Genomic DNA, 22,530 nt, shown 5'->3' with positions numbered 1-22,530 from the left:
CGAGTGTCGCCAAAACGCTCGCGCAGGGAAAGTCCGCAGTCCGTCTATTCGTCGATGATCTGCCCCCGGTAGACCCGGCGCCGTTGCGGCTCCACGCGGCGCTCCGGGGTGTCCGGCTCCGTGCCCGGCGGTGCCAGGTGTCCCGAACGCTGCAACTCGCTGCGCAGCGCAAGCGCCGCGGCCTGTGCAGTGCTCGACTGCGAGCGTGAGGCGTAGTCCAGGATGGCCTCCATGAAGTCCGGGTTGGTGACCGACAGCCGCGCCACTGCCGGGAACTCCGCGCGCAGGTTCCGGCGCAGCTCGGCGGCCAGGCTCAAGCTCTTGCGATCGTGCATATCGGTCCCCCACCGTTGAAGCGCCTGTCCAAACCGTATGCAAGCCCGGTGCCATGCGGCTGGCCCGCAGTCGCTGGCGGGCGCCGGGATTTATTGCTTCTACCGGGTGCATAACGGTGTGTGCCTGCACCGACAATGGGCGCCATCCGGCAACCGCTGCGGATATGGCGGCGCTTGCGAAGCAGGCCTCGCCGCCCTATGTTGCGGGCCATGGAAACGCCCACCGTCCCCGCCTCCATCCGCCGCCAGGCCGGCCGCGCCATCGCGGACTTCGACATGATCCGCGAGGGTGATCGCATCCTCGTCGGGCTGTCCGGCGGCAAGGATTCGCTGACGCTGCTGTGGCTGCTGCATGGCCTGGCGCGGCGGGCACCGGTGCGCTTCGAGGTTGGCGCGGTCACGATCAACCCGGAGATCGAGGGCTTCGAACCGCAGCGCCTGATGGACTATCTCGGTGGTTACGGCATCCCGTATCACTTCGTCTCCGAACCGATCGCGGAGCTGGCTGGCGAGCACATGGACAACGACTCGTTCTGCTCCTTCTGCTCGCGCATGAAACGCGGCCTGATGTATCGCACCGCGCGCGAACAAGGTTACAACGTGCTGGCGCTGGGACAGCACCTGGATGACCTGGCCGAGAGCTTCATGATGAGTGCCTTCCACGGTGGCCAGCTGCGCACGATGAAGGCGCATTACGCGATCGACGCCGGCGACCTGCGGGTGATCCGCCCGCTGGTCTACGTGCGCGAGCGCCAGACGATGGATTTCGCCGAGGCCGCCGGGCTGCCGGTGATCCTCGACAACTGCCCGGCCTGCTTCGCGATGCCCACCCAGCGCGAGCACATGAAACAGCTCCTCGCACAGGAGGAGGCACAGCACCCCAGACTGTTCCGCAACCTGCGCACGACCCTCAAGCCGCTGATGACCGAGGGTGGCATCCCGCCGCGGGCAGAGCCGGCCGACTCATCCGAACCCCACGGTCATGGCCGAACGCCGGCATCTGCGTGACCGGCTGATCGCGGGCGGCCTGCGCCTGCTCGCCCGTCTGCCGCTGCGCGTGAACCATGCGCTGGGCGGGCTGATTGGCGCGCTGGCCTGGTATGGACCGACGCGTTCCGCCCGGATCACCCGCCGCAACCTCGAGCTTTGTTTTCCCGACAAGGATGCCGCCTGGCGCCGTCGGGTCGGGCGCGGATCGCTGATGGCCATGGGTCGGGCGCTGACCGAGTCCCCCTGGCTCTGGCAGGCCTCTGCCCAAACCCTGGAGCGACTGGCGGAGCCGGCCCGATACGCCCGCCTGCGCGAACGCGAGGGCGGGCGCGCATTGTTTCTGTGCGCCCCGCACCTGGGTTCCTGGGAGTTCGCCGGGCTGCAGGCCGCCTGCCACGGGCCGATGGCCACCCTGTACAGCCCGTTCAAGACCCCCGAGATCGACCGTTGGGTGCGCGAGGCGCGTGCCTCGACGGGTGCCACCCTGGCCCCGGCCGACCGCTCCGGGCTGCGCGTGCTGCAGCAGGCGCGTGATCGTGGCGAGATTATCGGGATCCTGCCGGATCAGAGCCCGAAGGGCGCCTCCGGTACGCATGCCCCGTTCTTTGGCCGCTCGGCGCTGACCATGACCCTGCTTCCGCGCCTGCTGCGTGGGCGCGAGGATCATGTCGTGTTCCTGTTCGCCGAACGCCTGCCGCGGGGCCGTGGTTTTCGCTATCACGAGATCGAGGCGGGGCCCGAGGTGGCCGACCGCGACTTCGGCCGCGCGGCTGCGGCGATCAATGCCCACGTGGAGGCCCTGGTGCGGCGCTGCCCGGAGCAGTACAACTGGGCTTACAAGCGCTTTTATCCGGCCCCCGAAGGCCAGCCCGACCCCTATCGTTGAGGGCGTCCGCGCACAAAAAAGCCGCCGGACCCGGAGGGCACGGCGGCCGGTGCCTCTGGCCCCTCGGGGCCAGAGGCGAGTGCCTTACAGGCTGTAGTACATGTCGAACTCGACCGGGTGGGTGGTCATGCGCATGCGGGTGACCTCTTCCATCTTCAGGTCGATGTAGGCATCGATCATGTCGTCGGTGAACACGCCACCCTGGGTCAGGTATTCGCGATCCTGGTTCAGGGCTTCCAGCGCCTGGTCCAGCGAATGGCAGACCTGCGGGATGCCCTTTTCCTCTTCCGGCGGCAGGTCGTAGAGGTTCTTGTCCATCGCGTCACCCGGGTGGATCTTGTTCTGGATGCCGTCCAGGCCGGCCATCAGCATCGCGGCGAAGGCCAGGTACGGGTTGGCGGTGGAGTCCGGGAAGCGCAGCTCGATGCGGCGGGCCTTCGGGCTCATCACGAACGGGATGCGGATGGACGCGGAGCGGTTGCGCGCGGAGTAGGCCAGCATGACCGGTGCCTCGAAGCCCGGCACCAGACGTTTGTAGCTGTTGGTGGACGGGTTGGTGAAGGCGTTCAGCGAGCGGGCGTGCTTGATGATGCCGCCGATGTAGTACAGCGCGGTCTCGGACAGGCCGCCGTACAGATCACCGGAGAACAGGTTCTTGCCGTCCTTGGACAGCGACTGGTGCACGTGCATGCCGGAGCCGTTGTCGCCGACGATCGGCTTGGGCATGAAGGTCGCGGTCTTGCCGTGCATGTGGGCGACATTCTGGATCACGTATTTCAGGACCTGTACTTCGTCGGCCTTCTGCGTCAGCGTTGCGGGGCCGACACCGATCTCGCACTGGCCGGCGGTGGCCACCTCGTGGTGGTGCACCTCGGTGACCAGGCCCATCTCGGTCATCACTTCGCACATCGTCGAACGCAGGTCGTGCAGGCTGTCGACCGGCGGGACCGGGAAGTAGCCACCCTTCACGCCGGGGCGGTGGCCGATGTTGCCGTCCTCGTAGACGCGTTCGGAGTTCCACGAGGCCTCGGAGGAGTCCACGCGGCAGTAGGAGCCGGACAGGTCGGCACCCCATTTCACGTCGTCGAACACGAAGAATTCGTTCTCCGGCCCGAACAGCGCGGTGTCGGCGATGCCGGTGCTCTGCAGGTAGGCCTCGGCGCGGCGCGCCAGGGAGCGCGGGCAGCGGTCGTAGCCCTGCATGGTAGCCGGCTCGACCACGTCGCAGCGGATGTTCATGGTCATGTCTTCGAAGAACGGGTCGATGACCGCGGACTCTGCGTCCGGCATCAGGATCATGTCGGACTCGTTGATGCCCTTCCAGCCGGAGATCGAGGAGCCGTCGAACATCTTCCCTTCTTCGAAGGCCTCTTCGTCGAGGTCATGGGCCGGCACGGTCACGTGCTGTTCCTTGCCCTTGGAGTCGGTGAAGCGGAAGTCGATAAAGCGGACTTCCTTTTCCTGGATCTGCTTCAGCACGTCGGCTGCGGACATGGGAGTCTCCTTAAGGTTTGCTCTTGGTCTTTGGGTTCGCCGCGCCGATTCGAGCCCGGCCGGCGTCGAATCGAGTCTATGCAGGCATCATGCCAGCTCGCTCGATTGGCCCTGTGACGGTCGTTCAGCACTCATGAGGTCCGTGCCACGCGGCAGGCTGCACAATAACCGTGCGTCATCGGCACCACAGTAGTGCATCAAGGGTTTTGTTGCACGCCAGTGGTGCATGGGCGATAGAGGATCTTCACCTCACCCAGCCGGCCCGTCAGTCGTGGATGGCTCTGCAGCGACTGTGACAGGCCCTCGCCCCGAGCGTTCAGCTCCGCGGGCGTGTATGCCCCGTCAAGGCGCAGCGTCAGGGCCAGGTGGATCCGCCCGTTCAGATAGTGCATGGAGAGCTGCTCCAGGCGCTCCAGTTCCGGGGTGCCGGCCCAGGCCTCGCGCACCGCCTCGGCGACCTCCGGACGCAGGGGCAGGTTCGAGCTGCGGGCCTGATCTTCGTCGTTTTCCGGATCCACATGGACCGTAAAATCTCGCAGCCGCTCATGGCGCTGGGTGACGGCCCAGTACACGGCATCGGCAATCCGGTGTCCCTCGGAAACCGAGATCATCGGGGCGACCTGGATATGCACATCGGCGACCACGTCGCTCCCGTGACGCCGCGTACGTAGCATGTGCGCATCCTTCACCCCGGGCACCTCCATGATCGTGTGACGGATGCGCGCGACCTCCTCCGCATCCAGCGCCGTGTCGATCAGTTCGGACGCGCTGCGTACGATCAGGCGTCCGGCGATATGCAGGATGAACAGGGCGACGATCAGGGCTGCGAGGGCGTCGGCCCAGGGGAAGCCCGCGACCGCCGCCCCGACCCCGATCAGGACGAACAGCGAGGAGATCGCATCCGTGCGGTGGTGCCAGGCGTTGGCATCCAGCATGCGCGATCCGATCCGTTTCGCGACCCGGTGGGTGTACTGATAGAGCCCTTCCTTGGCGACCAGAGTCAGCACCGCAAACGCGAGCGCGGCCGGGGCCGGCCCGGTCGCGGCTGCGGTATCCACGAGCCGCTGCCCGGCGGCCCAGGCGATGCCGAGGCCAGCCAGTGCCAGGAACACGCCGACGACCACGGTGGCCAGGGTTTCGATGCGCCCGTGCCCGTACGGGTGGTCATGGTCGGGCGAGGCGGCGGCCTTGCCGGCGGCGAACAGCACCACACCATCGGTGATCAGGTCCGACAGCGTGTGCACGCCGTCGGCGATCAGCGCCTGCGAGTTCAGCAGCCACCCACTCAATAGCTGCGCCAGGGCAAGAAAGGCATTCACCACCGCACCCACGACCGTTACGCGGCGCGTGGCGCGGTAGCGTCGGCCGTTCTCGGGCGAGATCGTCGATTCGGAGTTGGCGCGGGGGTCGCTCAGGACGTCTCTCCCAAACAGGGTCAGGCCTTCAGTATGGGCCTGCATCGGAGGCATGCAAGACACCCGTGCCTACACTGGCGGTGGCCGCAGCCGGAGCCCGGCCGATATACTGTGCGCTTTGCCCTGATCCGGGACCCCGCATGTCGCAAGAACGCAATCCGTCCAGCAGCAGCCCGACCTTCCAGGACTTGATCCGCCGTCTGCAGGACTACTGGAACGACCACGGCTGCGTGGTGCTGCAGCCCTACGACATGGAGATGGGGGCCGGCACTTTCCATCCGGCGACCTTCCTGCGCTCGATCGGGCCGGAACCGTGGCGTGCGGCCTATGTCCAGCCCAGCCGTCGTCCGACCGACGGGCGCTACGGCGACAACCCCAACCGCCTGCAGCACTACTACCAGTTCCAGGTGCTGCTGAAACCATCGCCGCCGGATATCCAGGACCTCTTCCTGGGCTCGCTTCAGGCGCTGGGCTTCGACACCCTGACCCACGACGTGCGTTTCGTCGAGGACAACTGGGAGTCCCCGACCCTCGGCGCCTGGGGTCTGGGCTGGGAGGTCTGGCTGAACGGCATGGAGGTTACCCAGTTCACGTACTTCCAGCAGGTCGGCGGGCTGGACTGCTACCCGGTCTCCGGCGAGATCACCTACGGGCTGGAGCGCCTGGCGATGTACCTGCAGGGGGTGGAGAGCGTATTCGACCTGGTCTGGACCGTCGGCCCGGACGGTCGCCCGGTGACCTATGGCGACGTCTACCACCAGAACGAGGTGGAGCAGTCTACCTACAACTTCGAGCACGCCGACCGCGACGCCCTGTTCGCTGCCTTCGACCAGCATGCGAACGAGAGCGACCGAATGATCGACTTGGGCCTGCCGCTGCCGGCCTACGAGCAGATGCTGCGCGCCTCGCACAGCTTCAATCTGCTGGACGCCCGTGGCGCGATCTCGGTCACCGAGCGCCAGCGCTACATTCTGCGCGTGCGCGAGCTGTCGCGAAACGTCGCCCGGAAGTACTACGAGTCGCGCGAGGCCCTCGGCTTCCCGCTGTGCGCCGACGACGACACGAATCGGCCCGACGCCGCCTGAACCTATCTGTACGGACCGCGCCCATCCGCGCGGCCCCGATGGACCCGACACGGACCCGACATGGCTGAAGCCCGCGAACTCCTGATCGAACTGGGCACCGAGGAGCTGCCCCCGACCGCGCTGGCACGCCTGCGCGATGCTCTGGCCGAAGGCCTGACCACCCGCCTGCGCGAGGCCGGGCTGGAGCCGGGCGAGCCCGAGACGTTCGCTACGCCACGCCGGCTGGCCGTGCTGTTCCCGGACATCCCGGGGCAGCAGCCGGACCAACTCCAGGAGCGTCGCGGCCCGGCCGTGGCCGCTGCCTTTGACGACGCCGGCGACCCGACCAAGGCGGTGCTGGGCTTTGCCCGCTCCTGCGGCGTGGAGGTCGAGCGCCTCGAGCGCGAGACCACCGACAAGGGCGAATACCTGGTCTACCGCCAGATGCAGCCAGGCCGCGCCCTGGGCGAGCTGCTGCCGGAGATGCTGGCGGCCGCGCTGGAGGCCCTGCCCACGCCCAAGCGCATGCGCTGGGGCAGCAGTCGCACCGAGTTCGTGCGCCCGGCACACTGGCTGGTCGTCCTGCACGGGACCGAGGTGCTGGAGATGACGGTGCTGGAGCAGACCGCCGGGCGGGCCACGCACGGCCACCGCTTCCACCAGCCCGGCGCGCTGGAGCTGAAGCGCGGGAACGACTACGCCGAGCGGCTGCGCAGCCCCGGCTTTGTCGAACCGTCGTTCGAGGCGCGGCGCGAGAACATCCTGGCGCAGGTGCACGAGCAGGCCAAAGCCCTGGGCGGGCGCGCACTGGTGGATGCCGACCTGCTGGACGAGGTGACCGCACTGGTGGAGTGGCCGGTCGCCCTGACCGGCGGCTTCGACCCGCGTTTTCTGGATGTCCCGCAGGAGGCGCTGATCTCCACCATGCAGGACAACCAGAAATACTTCCCGGTGGTCGACGAGGCCGGCCGGATGCAGCCGCATTTCATCGTGATCAGCAACATCGAGTCGCGCGACCCGCACGCGGTGCGCGATGGCAACGAGCGCGTGCTGCGCCCGCGCTTTGCCGATGCCGAGTTCTTCTGGCAGCAGGACCGCAAGAAGCGCCTGGAGGAACGGCTGGACGCGCTGGAATCGGTGGTGTTCGAGAAGCGCCTGGGCACGCTGCGCGACAAGTCCGCGCGGCTGGAGGCGCTGATGCAGCGCCTGGCGGGCTTGATGCAGCTGGACGCGAACCTCGCCGCGCGCGCCGCGCGCCTGGCCAAGTGCGACCTGGTTACGCAGATGGTGTTCGAGTTCACCGAGTTGCAGGGCACCATGGGCCGCTACTATGCCCTGCACGACCGCGAGGACGAGACCGTCGCTGCCGCGATCGAGCAGCACTACTGGCCGCGCCAGTCCGGCTCCGAACTGCCGGATGCCCCGCTGGCCCAGGCACTGGCGCTGGCGGACCGGCTGGATACGCTGGTCGGGATCTTTGCGATTGGCAAGCAGCCCACCGGCACCAAGGACCCGTTCGCCCTGCGCCGCGCCGCGTTGGGGCTGGTGCGCATCCTGGTCGAGCGCGAACTGCCGCTGGCCCTGACCCCTTTGCTGCAGGCCGCCGCCGAACCCATCCGCGAACGCGTGCCGGAGGCCGATCAGGCGGTGGAGCCGGTGCGTGACTACATCCTCGAGCGCCTGCGCGGCTACCTGCTGGAGCAGGGCCAGGCGCACGAGACGATCGAGGCGGTGGCTGCGGTCGCGCCCGATACACCGCTGGACTTCGTCCACCGTGTGCGAGCGGTCAGCCTGTTCCGCGAGCGCCCGGAGGCCGAGGCCCTGGCCGCGGCGAACAAGCGCATCCACAACCTGCTGCGCAAGGCGGGCGAGGAGGCCGAGGCCGACCTCGATCCCGAGGCCCTGGCGCTGGACGAGGAGCGCCAGCTCTACCAGGGCCTGCAGGCGGTGCGTCCCGGTGTCGAGCAGGCCGTGGCTGATGGCGACTACCTGCACGCCCTGGGCGAGCTGGCGGGCCTCCGTGATCGCGTCGATACCTTTTTCGACCAGGTGATGGTGATGGCCGAGGATGCCGCCGAGCGGCGCAACCGCCTGGCGCTGCTGCGCGAACTGCGCCGCGCCTTCGAGACCGTGGCCGATATCGGTCGCCTGGCGACGGGGTAGCGCCGCCCCATGCTCCCCCTGATCCGCGGCCTGCTGTTCCAGCTGGGGTTCATCGGCTCCACGCTGGTGTTCGGACTGCTGGTCCCGCCGCTGATCTGGCCGCTCTCGCGCCCGGCGCGCTATCGCGTCCTGACCCAGTGGGGGCGCTTCAATGTCTGGTGGCTGCGCGTCACCTGTGGTGTTGACTACCGGGTGCGGGGCACCGAGCACATCGACTCCTCGCGACCGCATGTAGTGCTGTCCAAGCATCAGTCCGCCTGGGAGACGGTCGCCTTTGTGGCGATCTTTCCGATGCAGACCTGGGTGCTCAAGCGCGAACTGATGCGCATCCCCCTGTTCGGCTGGACGCTGTCGATGCTCGATCCAGTCCCGATCGACCGCGAGGCCGGGCGTCAGGCCCTGGAGAATCTGGTCGCGGAGGGCCAGCAGCGCCTGGATCAGGGCCGCTGGGTGATCGTCTTCCCCGAGGGCACGCGCGTGGCCCCGGGCGAGCACGGGCGCTACCGCCAGGGTGGCGCGATACTGGCGGCGCGCACCGGCTATCCGGTGCTGCCGGTGGCGCTGAACAGCGGCAGCTTCTGGCCGAAAAAGGGCCTCCGGCGCTACCCCGGCACCATCGAGGTGGTGGTCGGCCCGCCGATCGAGACCGCCGGGCGCAAGCCGATCGAGGTGCTAAGCGAAGCCGAGGAATGGATCGAGACCACCATGGCCGGGATCGAGCCGCGTCCCGCGAAACCGTCGTCGGAGGAACCGCATGGCCAGTAAACCCCTGATCAGTGCGCCGCTGGTCGAGTTGCGCGATCGCAGCATCTACCGCGTGGGCGATTCGGACCCGGCCGTCTGGCTGATCGACGACCACGAGCTGGGCGGCGTGCTGGTCAACGCCCCGGCGTACTCCGAAGCCTTGCTGGAGGCGATTCGGGCGATCACCAAGCCCGCCTACCTGTTCCTGCCCAGCCGCCATGGGGCGCAGGATCTGGAGGCCTGGCGGGCGGCGGGGCTGGAGACCCTGGCGTTCGAGGCCGAGGCGCCGGCGATCCGCGCCGCCGGCGGCGAGATCGACATCGCCTTCAACCGCAAGCAGCGCCTGTCGCGCACCATCGATTTCCTGCCGATGGCCGGGGTGACCGAGGGCACCTGTGCCCTGCGCCTGAAGAACCTGCCGGGGGTCGTGTTCTTCGGCCCCGCGCTGGCACCGGGGGCGGATGGCTGGCCTACGCTGATCCAGAACGCGGAGGATCACTCCTTCGAGGCGCGCCTGTTCGGCGCCCTGGGCGTCAAGGACCTGAAGTTCGCCTACGCCTTCTGCGATGGCTTCGACCCCGCCAGCACGCAGTACGGCCCGGACGCCGACCAGCACATTCAGACCCGCATCGAGGCGGTCTTCGACGAATAACGAAGTACTGCGATGACCCCTGCGTGTGCCGTGCGGTCGGGGGCAGTGTCGGTCGATTTCCGCGTCGCTTCGCGCTTCGCAATGACCGGGTTGTGTGTGTCAGGCGCGGGCGATCAGGGTCTGGATCACGTGGCCGGCGGCGGTCAGGCCGAAGATTGCGGGCAGGTAGGAGATCGTGCCGTTAACCGAGCGCGGGCGGCCCCCCTCGACCGGGCGGTGCTCGGTGCCCTTGCGCGGCTGCTCGATCGAGAACACCACGGGGTAGTCGAGCCGCGCACCCACGCGGCGCAGGTTCTTGCGCATCTGCCTTGCCAGCGGGCAGACGCGGGTGGCCTCCAGTGGGCCGACCCGCACGGCCGTCGGGTCGATGCGCCCGCCGGCCCCCATGCTCGAGATCACCGCCTGGCCGCGGCGCTGGGCCCCGGCGACCAGCGCGGCCTTGCAGGCGATGGAGTCGATCGCGTCGAGCACGAAGTCGGCGTCGTCCGGCACCAGATCGACGATGCTGTCCGGGCGCAGGAACTCGCGCTGGATGTTCAGCTCGATCTTCGGGTCGATGTCCCGGATGCGCGCCTCCATCACCGCGGTCTTGGGCTGGTCCAGGGTGGAACGCAGGGCCACCAGCTGGCGGTTCAGGTTGGAGGCGGCAACCACGTCGTGATCCACCAGGGTCATGCGCCCCACCCCGGCGCGGGCGATGGCCTCGGCGGCATAGCTCCCGACGCCGCCGAGGCCGGCGATGAATACATGCCGGTCGCGCAGGCCGGCGGTGACATCGGGACCCAGCAGGAGGTCCGTGCGTTCGCTGTAGGGATTGTGGGGCGTGCTCATGAATCCGGATCGTTCGGGAGCCGGAGGACCCGGCGCGCATTTTGTGACGTGATTATAGCCATCTCGGCCGGGTCGATGTCCCGCAGGCGGGCCAGATGGCGGTTCACCTCGGCGGTCATCATCGGTTCGTTGCGCTCGCCCTGGTGCCCGGCCAGCGGCTGATCCGGGGCGTCGGTCTCCACGACCAGGGCCTCCAGCGGGGCCTCGCGCACCACGCGGTGCAGTCGTTTCGCACGCTCATAGGTCACTGGCCCGCCGATGCCGAGACAGAAGCCAAGATCCACCGCCTGTCGGGCCTGCTGCGGCGAGCCGATAAAGGCATGCAGGATGCCGGTCACGCCGGCCTGCTGACGCAGGCCTTTCAGGACCTCGTCCAGCGCCCGGCGGCTGTGGATGATCACCGGCAGGTCGCGTTCGCGGGCGATCGCCAGCTGCCGCGTGTAGAAGCGCCACTGGCGGTCCCAGTCCAGCCCGTCCTGGTAGCCATCGAGCCCGATCTCGCCGACCGCGATGGCCTCCGGGTGCATCTCCAGCCAGGCCTCCAGGGCGTCGAGGTCCGCGTCCGCATGATCCTGCAGGAAAATCGGGTGCAGGCCGTAGGCGATATGCAGACCCGCGTGCTGGCGGTGGAGGGCGTCGAGGTCCGGCCAGCGCGCGCGGGTGACGCCTGGCAGGACCAGCTCCTGCACCCCGGCGGCGCGGGCGCGGTCCAGCACCGCCGGGCGATCCGGGTCGAACGCGTCCAGGTCCAGGTGGACGTGTGTATCGATCAGGTGCACCGGGCCCCGTCCCGGATTTACGGGCAGGGGTAGGTGTAGCGGGCGTGGATGGCCTCGATGGCCTCCAGCACGGCGTCGGACAGGGTGATGTCGACGGTTGCGATGTTCTCGCGCAGTTGGTCTATCGTGGTCGCCCCGACCAGGTTACTGGTCACGAAGGGCTGCTGGTTGATGAAGGCCAGCGCCAGCTGCGACGGGGTCAGGCCGTGATCGCGCGCGAGGCGTGCATACTCCGCGGTGGCGGCCAGGCCCGATTCGTTGCTGTAGCGCTGGAAGCGCTCGAACAGCGTCAGGCGCGCCCCTTCGGGTTTCGCCCCGTCCAGATATTTGCCGGAGAGCATGCCGAAGGCCAGCGGCGAATAGGCCAGTAGGCCGGCGTCCTCGCGGATGGCCATCTCGGCCAGCCCCGCCTCGAAGCTGCGGTTGAGCAGGTTGTAGGGATTCTGGATGGAAACGATACGCTCGGACAGGCCGCGGTCATGGGCGCGGATCCACTCCATGAAGCCCCACGGGGTCTCGTTGGAGATGCCGATGGTGCGCACGCGGCCGCTCTCGACCACCGCCTTCAGCGCTGCCGCGGTCTCCTCGATCGGGGTCGCGCTTGCATCCGGCTTGTGGACGTAGCCGAGCTGGCCGAAGAAGTTGGTGGAACGGGCGGGCCAGTGGACCTGGTAGAGATCCAGATAGTCGGTCTGCAGACGTTTCAGGCTGTCGTTCAGGGCCTGCTCGATGTGTTCGCGGTTCAGCTGCGGCCCGCCGCGCAGGTAGTCGATCATGCCGGGGCCGGCGACCTTGCTGGCCAGCACCACCTGGTCGCGGTTGCCGCGTTTCGCCAGCCAGTTGCCGATATAGGTCTCGGTCAGGCCCTGGGTCTCCGCGCGCGGCGGGACCGGGTACATCTCGGCGGCATCGATCAGGTTCACGCCCTGATCGAGCGCGTAGTCCAGCTGTTCGTGGGCCTCGGCCTCGGTGTTCTGCTCGCCCCAGGTCATGGTGCCCAGGCCGATCAGGCTGACCTCGATATCGGTACGTCCCAGTTTGCGGTATTGCATGTCTGTCCCTTGGTTCAGGTGAACAGGGTGAGGACCCCGGTATAGCCGTACAGGCGGTTGGCGAAGATCTCGCCATTGGCGAAAAAGCCGACCAGGGGCACATCTCCCAGACCCTGCTGCACGATCGCCAGTTCCGTGCCCTCCTGGCCGAACTGGTGACGCCCGCGCCCGATGCAGGAGACATAGATCGCCCCGCGAATGCCATTGGGGGCCTGGGCGCGGATCTGCTCCAGCATGCGTTCGAGGTCCTCGCGTGCGGCCTGGCCGTCGCGGCGCACGAACAGGATCTTCTGCCCGGGCTCCAGCAGTTCGCCGACCGCAAGAACTTCCTGGGCGAGATCCACGCCGATGATGTTGCGGACCCGGTAGTCGCCGGTGTCCGAGCCGGGGATCGGAAAGCCGACCAGGATGTAGCCCAGCGCCCGCTCCAGGTCGCGCGACAGGACGTCACCAATGATGCCCTTGAATGCCGGCAGCGCCCGCTGGCCGTCCAGCTGCACGATGATGTTGCGCCAGGTCTCGGTCAACTCGTGCTGGCCGGGCAGCGGGGTGCAGCCCTGGCTGTGTCGCGCCGCGATCGCGACGTCGTCACGCAGCGCCAGCCCGGTGATACCCGAGGCGACCACACCATCGGCGATCTGCACCGCCCCCTCCTCGCCGGAGTGGATGCCGCCGGTGGCGAACCAGGCAGTCTGGTCGCCGATCTCGGTCAGCACGGCCTCCACACCCTCCGTGCGCGGATCGGCATTGAGCAGCAGGCGGCCCGGAGTCGTAGGGTCGAGGAAGCCGTCCAGGGCCTGCTTCAGCTCGTCCAGGCTGTGGATCGGACGCTGGATCACGCGTGCCGAACTGGCCGGGAAGTCGCCGATCATCAGGGTAATCGCCGGGTCTTCGTAGAATTCCCGGTCCGGCCCGATCACGGCCATGCCCATGCCGCCGACGAAATGGTCTACCTCGAGTTCCTTGCGCAGCGTGTCCATGACCAGGCGGGCATTGCGGCTCAGCGCGTCGGAGACGTAGATAAAGCCCACGCGCACGGTCTCCGGCTCCCGGGGCGGCAACGCGCCCAGCCCCTGGATCAGTTCCGTGGCGAGGGTGCGCGGGTCATTGCCGCTGGCGGCGGTACTGACAAAGCGTTCCATCGGGGTCCTTGGTTCCGTCACAGCCCCAGCTGCTCCAGCATGCTGAGGGCCTCGTTGTCGGTTTCGGGGATGCCGCGCCGGATGGTCATCCGGTCGTTCTCCGCGAACTCCAGGCGGGCATGGTGGCGGGTGTCCAGCTCCTCCAGGAACCAGGCGATCTCGGAGGGGTGGACCGCACGGTCGCCCCGCATCAGGTGGCGCGCGAGGATCGCGTCCTCGCGGACGTCCAGATACAGCGGCTGGGGCAGCGCCAGTGGCAGCACATGGGTCTGTACCAGCCACTCGATCGGCGTGGGACGCCGCGCCGGCAGGCGGCGGCTGTCGATGCGGAAGTGCCCGCCGCCGCCGGGCTGCTTCAGCAGCTCCTCCAGCCAGTCGCCCTCGAAGCCCTGATGCACGATCAGCGAGCGGCCGGTGTAGCGGCTGCGAAAGCGTTCCATCTGTTGCGCGGGGCGCGGCCCGAACACTCCGAACACGGCAACTCCATCGGTCTTTGCAGGATCGCCGGAATGCTAGCCCAAACGCCTGCAGCCACAAAAAAGCCCCGCCGGAGCGGGGCTAGGGGAACTTCCGGAGCGCTTGTGCTCAGCCGCGACGCGCCAGCATGTCGTGGATGATCGGCGCGAGGATGACCTCCATCGCGAAGCTCATCTTGCCGCCGGGCACGACGATGGTGTTCGGCCGGGACATGAAGGAGTCGGGCAGCATGTTCAGCAGGTAGGGGAAGTCCACCCCGAACTTCTTCGGCTCCCTGAAGCGGATCACCACCATGCTTTCGTCCGGGGTGGGGATGTCGCGGGCGATGAACGGGTTGGAGGTGTCCACCGTCGGCACGCGCTGGAAGTTGATGTCGGTGTGGCCGAACTGCGGGGTGATGTAGTTCACGTAGTCCGGCATGCGGCGCAGGATCGTGTCCACAATGGCCTCGGCGGAATAGCCGCGCTCGGCGTTGTCGCGGAAGATCTTCTGGATCCACTCGAGGTTCACAATCGGCACCACGCCGATGCCCAGATCCACGTGCTGCGCGGCATTTACTTCACCGTTCACGACCAGGCCGTGCAGGCCTTCGTAGAACATCAGGTCGGTACCCGGCTGGATCTCTTCCCAGGGGGTGAACTCGCCCGGGCCGAGGTTGGTGCCGAGACGCTCGTTGTGGGCGGCGGCTTCCTCGTCGGAGTGCAGGTAGTAGCGCTTCTGGCCCTGGCCGGTCTCGCCATAGGTCTTGAACAGATCCTCGATGCGATCGAACAGGTTGGCCTCGGGACCGAAATGCGAGAAATGCTGATTGCCTTCGTCGGCGGCCTTCTTCATGGCCTCCTTCATCGCCTTGCGGTCATAGCGATGGAAGCTGTCGCCCTCGATGACGACCGGGTTGATCTGTTCGCGACGGAAGATCGACTCGAACGAGCGCTTGACGGTGGAGGTGCCGGCCCCCGAGGAACCGGTCACCGCAATTACGGGATGCTTCTGGGACATGGGATTTCTCCTTGCAAACGGGTTGCGCAAAGGTGGTGAAAAGGGAGTCTAGAAAATCAGGTTGAGCATGAACATGGCGACCACGGCAAACAGGATTGTCATGATGCCACCCGCCTTCATATAGTCCTTCACCCGGTAACCACCGGGGCCCATGATCAGGGCGTTCACCTGGTGGGTCGGGATCAGGAAGGAATTCGAGGTGGCGATCGCCACGGTCAGCGCGAAAACGCGCGGGTCGGCCTCCATACCCGCCGCCTGGGCGGCGACCGCGAAGTTGATCGCCAGCGGGACCAGCAGCACGGTCGCGCCGACATTGGACATCACCAGCGTAAAGAACGTGGCCAGCGCGAAGATCGTCGCCTGCAGCACCCAGGGCGGGACGGTCCCCAGCAGCTCCAGCGTGTTCTGCGCAATCCAGGCGGCGGTGCCGGTGTTCTCCACCGCCATCCCCAGCGGTATCAGCGAGGCCAGCAGGAACACGGTCTTCCAGCTGACCGAGCGGTAGGCGTCGTCGAGGCTGATCACGCCGGTCAGGATCATGCCCAGTGCGCCGGTCAGCAGCGCGACCGACAGCATCAGGTCGGTGAACAGGATCAGGCCCACCGTGAGCGCCAGGAAGAACAGCGCATGCGGGACCTTGGAAGGACGCAGTTCCTCGCGCGGGTAGTCGGAAGTGATCACGACAAAATCGCGATCCTTGTCCAGGCGCGCCAGTGACTCCCAGGTGCAGTGCACGACCAGGATGTCGCCGATCTCCAGTGGGATGTCACGCAGGCCCTCGCCGAAGGTCTCGCTGCCGCGCTGGATTCGCATCACTGACAGGCCATAGGTCTGGCGCATGGCCAGTTCGGTGACGGTCTTGCCGGCGAGATTGGACCCTGGCGCGATGGCGACCTCGGCCACCCCGGAGCGGCTGGTGTCCAGCGCATTCGCGAATACGTCGAGGCGGGTGGTCGGCCGCTTGCGCGTGCCCTCGCACAGCTTTTCCATGCGCTCGGGGCTGGCGAGCACGGCCAGGTGCGAGTTGGCCTGGATCTCGTAGCCGGTCCAGGGGGCCATGCGCAGCTCGTCGCGCACGTAGGTGCCGACGATCGCGATCCCGGTCTCGCGCTCGATCTCGGCCACGGTGCGGCCCACCAGCGGGTCCTTCTCAGGCACGAAGACCTCGTGGATCTCGTAGGACAGGCCGTAGACCCGCTGGAAGTACTCCTGGGCGCTCTCGCGCTGCGCGGACTTGGACTTGACCGATGGCAGTACGAAACGGCCCAGCACCACGAAGTAGACGATGGTGGTGGCGAGCAGCGCGAGGCCAATCGGGGTCACGTCGAACAGCTGGAAGGGCTCCATGTTCGATGGCAGCAGGTCGTTCAGCAGGATCAGCGGGCTGGAACCGACCAGGGTGATGGTGCCGCCGACGATCGCGGCGAAACCCATGGGCATCAGCAGGCGCGACAGTGGTATCCCGAGGCGGCTGGAGATCCGGCTCATCACCGGCATGAACAGCGCGGCCGCGCCGATGTTCTGCATGAAGCTCGAGATCACGCCGACGGTACCGGAGACCGTCGGAATGATGCTCTTCTCGGTGGTACCGCCCACGCGCATGATGAACGCGGCCACCTTGTGCATTACGCCGGTCTTGTCGAGCCCGGCGCCGATGATCATCACCGCGATGATCGCGATCACCGCATTGGAGGCAAAACCGCTGAACAGTTCGTCCTGCGCGACCAGCAGCCCGAGCCCGGGCACCAGCGTCAGCAGGCCGAGCAGCACCATCACCGAGATGGCAGCCAGGTCCACACGGATGACCTCCGTCACAAACAGGAAGATGGTGAACGCCAGCAGCGCGAGCACCACGATCATCTCGGTGGTCAGCGTAAGGTTTTCCATGTATCGATTTCGTGTCCTGAAGACCCGCACCGGACGGTGCAGGGCCGGGGCTGAGGGGGCTGGCGAGCGGCCCTGGCCGGTAGCCAGTGGCGTGGGAGGCGTCGCCGGTGCTCCCCCTTGGAAGCGCGCGATTATTTCATCCCGGGCGGTTGGACGCAAAAACCGGGCCGTTTGGACCTTTCGCGAGACGCTGGCTGTCGTACGCCGGCCGGTCGGTTATGCTGAACGAAAACCGTCAGGGAGACGCCCCATGTCCGATGCCCCGCTTTGCCGTTTCGAGACCATCGTGCTGGCGACCGACGGGTCCGAGTTCAGCGAGTCGGCCGAGGCCGTTGGCCTGGATCTGGCTCAGCGTTGCGGGGCCCGGCTCATCCTCGCCCGTATCATTCCGACCGATACGCAACACGACGCGCTGTCGCCCCGGCGCAGCCACGATGCGAGCGTGACCGCGCAGGGCGACCTGGACGTGCTCGAGAAAAAGGCGCGCGAACAGGGCCTTGATGCCCTGCCCATCCTGCGTCACGGGGTGGACCGGCACCAGGAGATCGTCAAGATCGCCGAGGAATACAAGGCTGGTCTGATCGTGATCGGGCGCCGCGACCGCAACGATCTTGCACGTCTGATGGTCGGCGACGCGACGCGCAAGGTGGTGGGCACGGCGCCGTGTAACGTCATGGTCGTTCCGCGGGGCGCGCAGGCGCCGCACCGGGGGTTGCTGGTCGGGACCGACGGCTCCGAACTGGGCGATCAGGCGGCGCGTGCGGCGATCGAGCTCGCCGGCTATTGCCAGTTGCCGATTACTATCGCCTCGGTCGCCGTGCCCGGCCAGAGCGAGGAGCGTCGCCAGGAGGGTGTCGATGCGATCCAGCGCCTGCAGGGCGAGGCCCGGGAGCAGGGCCTTCAGGCGGACGCGACCTTCGAGGAAGGTCGCGCCGAGGTCGCCCTGATTGACGTGGCGCGGCGTGACAACCGTGACCTGATCGTCGTGGGCAGCCACGGGCGCACCGGCCTCAAGCGTCTGCTGATGGGTTCGGTATCCGAGCGCGTGATTGGGGGCGCCGACTGCCCGGTGCTGGTGGTCAAGGAGCTCAACGACTAGGGAAGCATTTGTTTCCCTGGTCGCACCCCCTGGTTCACGATTCCCCCTGAACCCTTCCGCCCGGCGTTTGCCGGGCTCTTCAACTGGATTTCTCTAGGGAAACACTGATTCATGTACACACTCGCGTTGGTACCCCAGGTTGTCCGAGACAAGGCGCGTCGTGCAGCGGGTAGTGGTTCTACCCGCCCGTTCTTGACTGGTTCGGGGCGCAACGCCGGATCGGGGAACCTGGGGTGCCAACCCCACAACTTAATGGACGAAGGGGCTCGGCCGCCCGTTGTTATCAGAAACGGGCGTGCGCACTGCGTTGCGGCTCCCTTGTGCAGAATGACTGCACGGCGGTCACCGCGCCTTGTTCGCACGCAAAAGCGACTCGAGCGCGAGCGTGTACATGAATCAGTGTTTCCCTAGATCTCGATGGCTCTGCTGACCCTGCGCGATATCCACCTGGCCTACGGCATGGCCCCCCTGCTGGACGGCCTCAATCTGAGTCTGGAGCCTGGCGAACGCGTGGCCGTCGCCGGGCGTAACGGCGAGGGCAAGTCCACCCTGCTCAAGGTGATCGCGGGTGCGATCCAGCCGGACTCGGGCGAGGTGGTCCGCCAGGACGGCCTGACGACCGCATACTTGACCCAGGAGCTGCCACCCGGGGTCGACGGCACGGTGTTCGATGTGGTCGCCGAGGGGCTGGGTGAGGCCGGGCAGTTGCTGGAGCGTTTTCATCACTTGAGCCAGGCCGCCGCGGGTGGTGATGCCGAGGCCCTGGAGAAGATGGGCCCGGTCCAGGCCCGGCTGGAGGCGATCGACGGCTGGAGCCTGCAGAACCGGGTCGAAACGACGCTTTCGCGCCTGGAACTTGACCCCGAGGCCGGTTTCGCCGCGCTCTCCGGCGGGCTCAAGCGCCGCGTCTGGCTGGCGCGCGAGCTGGTGTGCGAACCGCAGCTGTTGCTGCTGGACGAGCCGACCAACCACCTGGATGTCGCCGCGATCCGCTGGCTGGAGGAGTTCCTGCGCGGGAGCGGGCTCACGGTGGTGTTCATCAGCCATGACCGCCAGTTCATGGAACAGGTGGCCACCCGCATCCTGGAGCTGGACCGCGGCCAGGTGTACGAGCATCCGCCCTCGATCGAGGCCTTCCGCACGCGCCAGGCCGAGCGTCTGGAGGTCGAGGCGCGTCAGCGCGCCGAGTTCGATCGCAAGCTGGCGCAGGAGGAGACCTGGATCCGCCAGGGCATCAAGGCGCGGCGTACGCGCAACGAGGGCCGGGTGCGCGCCCTGCAGGCCCTGCGCAAGAAGCGCGCCGAGCGACGCGAGCGCGGGGGGCAGGTGCGAATGCAACTGTCGCCCGAGCAGCGTTCCGGGCGTCTGGTGATCGAGGCGGAGCACGCGGACTTCGGCTATGACGACATGCCGGTGGCGCGTGACGTCAATCTGCTGCTACAGCGTGGCGACGCCCTCGGCATCGTCGGACCCAATGGCGCCGGCAAGACCACGCTGCTGCGCGGGCTGCTGGGTCAGGTGGAGCCGCTTGCCGGAACGGTGAAGTTGGGTACCCAGCTCGAGATCGCCTATTTCGACCAGGCCCGCGCGCGTCTCGACGAGACGACCACCGTGCAGGATGCGGTCGGCGAGGGCCGCGACCGCGTCACCGTGAATGGCGAGACCCGGCATGTGCTGAGCTATCTCGGGGACTTCCTGTTTCCGCCGGAACGCGCGCGCCAGCCCGTATCGGCCCTGTCCGGTGGCGAGCGCAACCGGTTGTTGCTGGCCAAGCTGTTCCTGCGCCCGGCCAATCTGCTGGTCCTCGACGAGCCCACCAACGACCTGGACGTCGAGACCCTCGAGCTGCTGGAGCAACTGCTGATCGAGTACACCGGCACGGTGATCGTGGTCAGCCACGATCGCGCCTTCCTCGACAATGTCGCCACCAGCACGCTGGTGCTGCCCGGGGATGGCACGGTCGAGGAGTTCGTCGGCGGCTGGTCGGACCTGCCCCCTCGCGTGACACATCGCCTGCTCACGCGTGAAGCGGATACCGGGACCCGGGAGACACCTGCCGCACCCGAGGCCCGGTCCGAGTCGACGCCCGCGACCCCGGAACCACCACCCCGCGCCCGCAAACTCTCTTACAAGGAGGGACGCGAACTGGAGGCCCTGCCGGGCCGGATCGAGGCACTGGAAAACGAACACCAGTCACTGGCCGAGGCCCTGTCGGACCCGGAGGTGCTGCGCGATGGCGAGCGGGTGCGCGAGATGCAGGCCCGGCTGGAACAGGTCGAACGTGACCTGGCGGCGGCTTACGAGCGCTGGGAGGCGCTGGAATCACCCTGATCCTTTCCGCGTCATCCGGTGTGATGGGATTCTCAAAACGGCCGGGCTCAACTTCAGGGGAATGCGGCCGTAACAGGGGATGAATCGTCTCTACAGGCAGCGGAATGACCCGCTTGCACGTGATGGCATGCGCCCGGCAGAAGGCGCGAAGGAAGGAGTCAACACCATGCTGGACAAACTCTCCATTCGGGGGCTGCTGATCGCCGGCTTCGGGCTGGTCGTCGCGATCCTGATCATCAATTCGTTGCTGGCGCTGCGTGCCCTGAATGTGGGCGGACAGGGCGTGGCCGAATTGACCCAGTCCGACTATCCGGCCGTGGCGCGCGTCAATGAGGTGGAGCAGCTGTTGCAGGAGAGTGCCGCCTTTCTGGGCTTCTACCTGATGAGCGAGGAAGAGGAGCACCGCGACGCCTGGCTGAACGCGATGGACGAGCTGGACGTCGCCATGGATGCCCTGGTCAACGATCCGGTCGTGCGGGGCTCGGATGAGCTGAGTGCCTCTGCGGAACAGGTGCGCGCGAACATCGATGGCTTTGCCGCGCACCGTGACCGTCTGATTGAAGTGGCCGAGGACGTGGCCCAGAACATGCCGGCCCAGGGTGTCGCCAACTCGCGTGCCAATCCGGCAACCATGCAGATGACCCAGCTGACCAGCACCATGATCGACGAGGAGATGGCGCGGGCACGCTTCCAGCGCTCGTTCGAGCGTCTCGGCGATTTCTACAGCCTGCGCACCAATCTTTTGCAGATCACCTCGAACCTGCGCGGTTTCATCGCGTTTCGAGATGACTCCTTCGAGCAGAATCTGCGTCTGTATCTCGGGCAGACCCATGATGTGCTGGCACGGCTCCTGGAGCAGTACGACGAGCTCGATTTCGAGCAACAGATCGCGGTCGAGGACTTCGAAGGGCTCCTGAACGATCTGGATAGCGCGATCCAGGACATCGTTCGTATCCACGGCAGCGAGGAGGCCCTGCAGGACGCATTCCTGATCCGTACCGAGGTCGGCCCCGTGATCTTCGAGGCACGTAATGAACTGCAGCAGTTGTCCGAGCGCATCACCGGCCGTGCCGAAGTGTCCGCCGCCGAGCTGACCGCGACCATGCGCAATACCCAGGTGACGCAGGGCGTGCTGGCGCTGATTGGTGTGATCCTGGGTGTGGCCGGCGCGGTGTTCATCATCCTGGTGGTACGCCGTGCGCTGGCCCACTCGACCGAGGCGCTGGAAGAGATCGCCGACGGCGATGGCGACCTCAGCCGCCGCCTGGACGAAAACGGGCTGCTGGAGACGGCCCAGCTGGGGCGTGCGTTCAACCGCTTCACCGACAAGATTGCGCAGGCGATCGGCAATGCCCGCAGCGGGACCGAGACGCTGAACCGGGCCACCGAGAACCTGAATCAGGAGGCCTACCAGGCCCGCGAGGTGGTCTCGCGTCAGCGCGACGAGACCGAACGCGTCGCCTCGCCACCGCAATCAACGAACTGCAAAGCAGCGCCGAGGAGATCGCGCGCAACACCGACGCCACTTCCCAGGCCGGACAGGAGGCGAGCGGCGCGGTGAACAACGGCGCCGAGGTGATGGAGAAGAACATCGAGTCCATGTCCTCCCTGCTGGGTACGGTCGAGCAGGCCGCCGGTACGGTGGCCAAACTGGGCGAGGATTCCAAGCAGATCGGCACCATCCTCGAGGTCATCCGGGGTGTCGCCGAGCAGACCAACCTGCTGGCGCTGAACGCGGCGATCGAGGCCGCCCGTGCCGGCGAGCATGGCCGCGGGTTTGCCGTGGTGGCCGACGAGGTGCGCAAGCTGGCGACCCGCACGCAGGAGTCCACCGACGAGATCGAGAGCATGATCTCGCGTCTGCAGACCGCCACTGGCTCTGCGGTGAAGGCGATGGAGCACGGCCAGGAAGAGGCCGAGACCACCATGGAGCACACCGCCGAAGTGAACGGGGCCCTGCAGCAGATTCGGCAGTCGGTGACCACGATCGTCGAGATGACTGACCAGATCGCGGTTGCCGCGCGTCAGCAGAGCACCGTGGTCGAGGACATCAACCGCAATATCGTGCAGATCTCCGACGGGGCCGATCAGTCGGCCAATACGGCGGATCGGGTCAGTGCGGCCTCCGACGAGCTCAAGCAGGTGGAACGCGAGATCCAGCAGGCACTGGCCCAGTTCCGCTTGTAGTGT

The 22,530-nt window shown here is 67.1% G+C and carries 18 protein-coding genes and 1 pseudogene; 9 read left to right on the top strand and 10 right to left on the bottom strand.

What is annotated here, in order from left to right; translation table 11 throughout:
- Window positions 1-44: 44 nt before the first annotated feature.
- A complete protein-coding gene (locus tag F813_RS0103305) occupies window positions 45-335 on the bottom strand; it encodes a hypothetical protein (RefSeq protein WP_017925548.1) in 291 nt (96 codons plus the stop codon).
- 210 nt (window positions 336-545) lie between these two features.
- On the opposite strand from F813_RS0103305, the gene F813_RS0103300 reads away from it, so the two are divergent.
- Both F813_RS0103300 and F813_RS0103295 read left to right on the top strand, forming a co-directional pair.
- On the top strand, window positions 546-1,343 hold the full coding sequence (locus tag F813_RS0103300) for an ATP-binding protein (protein ID WP_026148122.1): 798 nt from the start codon (window positions 546-548) through the stop codon (window positions 1,341-1,343).
- The gene (locus F813_RS0103295; protein WP_017925546.1) at window positions 1,318-2,211 is read left to right on the top strand and encodes a lysophospholipid acyltransferase family protein; all 894 of its coding nucleotides are present in this window, start codon (window positions 1,318-1,320) and stop codon (window positions 2,209-2,211) included. The genes F813_RS0103300 and F813_RS0103295 overlap by 26 nt, the downstream gene beginning before the upstream one ends.
- 84 nt (window positions 2,212-2,295) lie before the next feature.
- On the opposite strand, the gene glnA is transcribed toward F813_RS0103295, so the two are convergent.
- Both glnA and F813_RS0103285 read right to left on the bottom strand, forming a co-directional pair.
- Window positions 2,296-3,705: a glutamate--ammonia ligase gene (glnA, locus tag F813_RS0103290; RefSeq protein ID WP_017925545.1), complete on the bottom strand. Its 1,410-nt coding sequence runs from the start codon at window positions 3,703-3,705 to the stop codon at window positions 2,296-2,298.
- A gap of 197 nt (window positions 3,706-3,902) precedes the next feature.
- Window positions 3,903-5,174, bottom strand: a complete 1,272-nt coding sequence (locus F813_RS0103285; protein ID WP_026148121.1) for a cation diffusion facilitator family transporter — start codon at window positions 5,172-5,174, stop codon at window positions 3,903-3,905.
- Window positions 5,175-5,260: 86 nt separating this feature from the next.
- Here F813_RS0103285 and glyQ point away from each other — a divergent pair, with 86 nt between their 5' ends.
- The 4 genes from glyQ to F813_RS0103265 are packed head-to-tail and all read left to right on the top strand — an operon-like array spanning window position 5,261 to window position 9,743.
- Window positions 5,261-6,205, top strand: coding sequence for a glycine--tRNA ligase subunit alpha (gene glyQ, locus F813_RS0103280; protein WP_012983936.1), 945 nt, complete (start codon window positions 5,261-5,263; stop codon window positions 6,203-6,205).
- Between the two features lie 60 nt (window positions 6,206-6,265).
- Entirely contained in the window at window positions 6,266-8,347 is a 2,082-nt protein-coding gene (gene glyS / locus F813_RS0103275) for a glycine--tRNA ligase subunit beta (RefSeq protein ID WP_017925543.1), read from the top strand.
- A gap of 9 nt (window positions 8,348-8,356) precedes the next feature.
- Window positions 8,357-9,112, top strand: a complete 756-nt coding sequence (locus F813_RS0103270; RefSeq protein WP_017925542.1) for a 1-acyl-sn-glycerol-3-phosphate acyltransferase — start codon at window positions 8,357-8,359, stop codon at window positions 9,110-9,112.
- Window positions 9,102-9,743: a hypothetical protein gene (locus tag F813_RS0103265; RefSeq protein ID WP_017925541.1), complete on the top strand. Its 642-nt coding sequence runs from the start codon at window positions 9,102-9,104 to the stop codon at window positions 9,741-9,743. Before F813_RS0103270 ends, F813_RS0103265 begins: the two co-directional genes overlap by 11 nt.
- A gap of 99 nt (window positions 9,744-9,842) precedes the next feature.
- On the opposite strand, the gene F813_RS0103260 is transcribed toward F813_RS0103265, so the two are convergent.
- From F813_RS0103260 to F813_RS0103230, 7 genes are all read right to left on the bottom strand, one after another.
- A complete protein-coding gene (locus tag F813_RS0103260) occupies window positions 9,843-10,574 on the bottom strand; it encodes a ThiF family adenylyltransferase (RefSeq protein WP_012983932.1) in 732 nt (243 codons plus the stop codon).
- A complete protein-coding gene (locus F813_RS0103255; RefSeq protein ID WP_017925540.1) occupies window positions 10,571-11,353 on the bottom strand; it encodes a TatD family hydrolase in 783 nt (260 codons plus the stop codon). The genes F813_RS0103260 and F813_RS0103255 overlap by 4 nt, the downstream gene beginning before the upstream one ends.
- A 17-nt stretch (window positions 11,354-11,370) precedes the next feature.
- Window positions 11,371-12,405: an NADP(H)-dependent aldo-keto reductase gene (locus F813_RS0103250; RefSeq protein ID WP_017925539.1), complete on the bottom strand. Its 1,035-nt coding sequence runs from the start codon at window positions 12,403-12,405 to the stop codon at window positions 11,371-11,373.
- Window positions 12,406-12,419: 14 nt separating this feature from the next.
- Window positions 12,420-13,547 (bottom strand): FIST C-terminal domain-containing protein, encoded by a 1,128-nt coding sequence (locus F813_RS0103245; protein WP_017925538.1) that lies wholly within the window; start codon window positions 13,545-13,547, stop codon window positions 12,420-12,422.
- 17 nt (window positions 13,548-13,564) lie between these two features.
- Window positions 13,565-14,023, bottom strand: a complete 459-nt coding sequence (locus F813_RS0103240) for a hypothetical protein (RefSeq protein WP_017925537.1) — start codon at window positions 14,021-14,023, stop codon at window positions 13,565-13,567.
- A 109-nt stretch (window positions 14,024-14,132) separates the two neighbouring features.
- Window positions 14,133-15,023 (bottom strand): phosphoribulokinase, encoded by an 891-nt coding sequence (locus F813_RS0103235; protein ID WP_012983927.1) that lies wholly within the window; start codon window positions 15,021-15,023, stop codon window positions 14,133-14,135.
- Between the two features lie 48 nt (window positions 15,024-15,071).
- A complete protein-coding gene (locus tag F813_RS0103230; RefSeq protein ID WP_012983926.1) occupies window positions 15,072-16,910 on the bottom strand; it encodes an SLC13 family permease in 1,839 nt (612 codons plus the stop codon).
- Between the two features lie 250 nt (window positions 16,911-17,160).
- On the opposite strand from F813_RS0103230, the gene F813_RS0103225 reads away from it, so the two are divergent.
- The 3 genes and pseudogenes from F813_RS0103225 to F813_RS13520 all read left to right on the top strand — a co-directional run bounded on the left by F813_RS0103225 (window position 17,161) and on the right by F813_RS13520 (window position 22,527).
- The gene (locus tag F813_RS0103225) at window positions 17,161-18,009 is read left to right on the top strand and encodes a universal stress protein (RefSeq protein WP_017925536.1); all 849 of its coding nucleotides are present in this window, start codon (window positions 17,161-17,163) and stop codon (window positions 18,007-18,009) included.
- A gap of 417 nt (window positions 18,010-18,426) precedes the next feature.
- A complete protein-coding gene (locus F813_RS0103220; RefSeq protein ID WP_012983924.1) occupies window positions 18,427-20,340 on the top strand; it encodes an ATP-binding cassette domain-containing protein in 1,914 nt (637 codons plus the stop codon).
- A gap of 166 nt (window positions 20,341-20,506) precedes the next feature.
- Window positions 20,507-22,527: pseudogene (locus F813_RS13520) on the top strand (methyl-accepting chemotaxis protein).
- Window positions 22,528-22,530 lie beyond the last annotated feature (3 nt).

The organism is Thioalkalivibrio sp. HL-Eb18 (assembly GCF_000364985.1).
Taxonomy (GTDB): Bacteria; Pseudomonadota; Gammaproteobacteria; order Ectothiorhodospirales; family Ectothiorhodospiraceae; genus Thioalkalivibrio.
The sequence above is the reverse complement of the archived record's forward strand: the minus strand, read 5'-3'. Positions and strand labels throughout refer to the sequence as shown.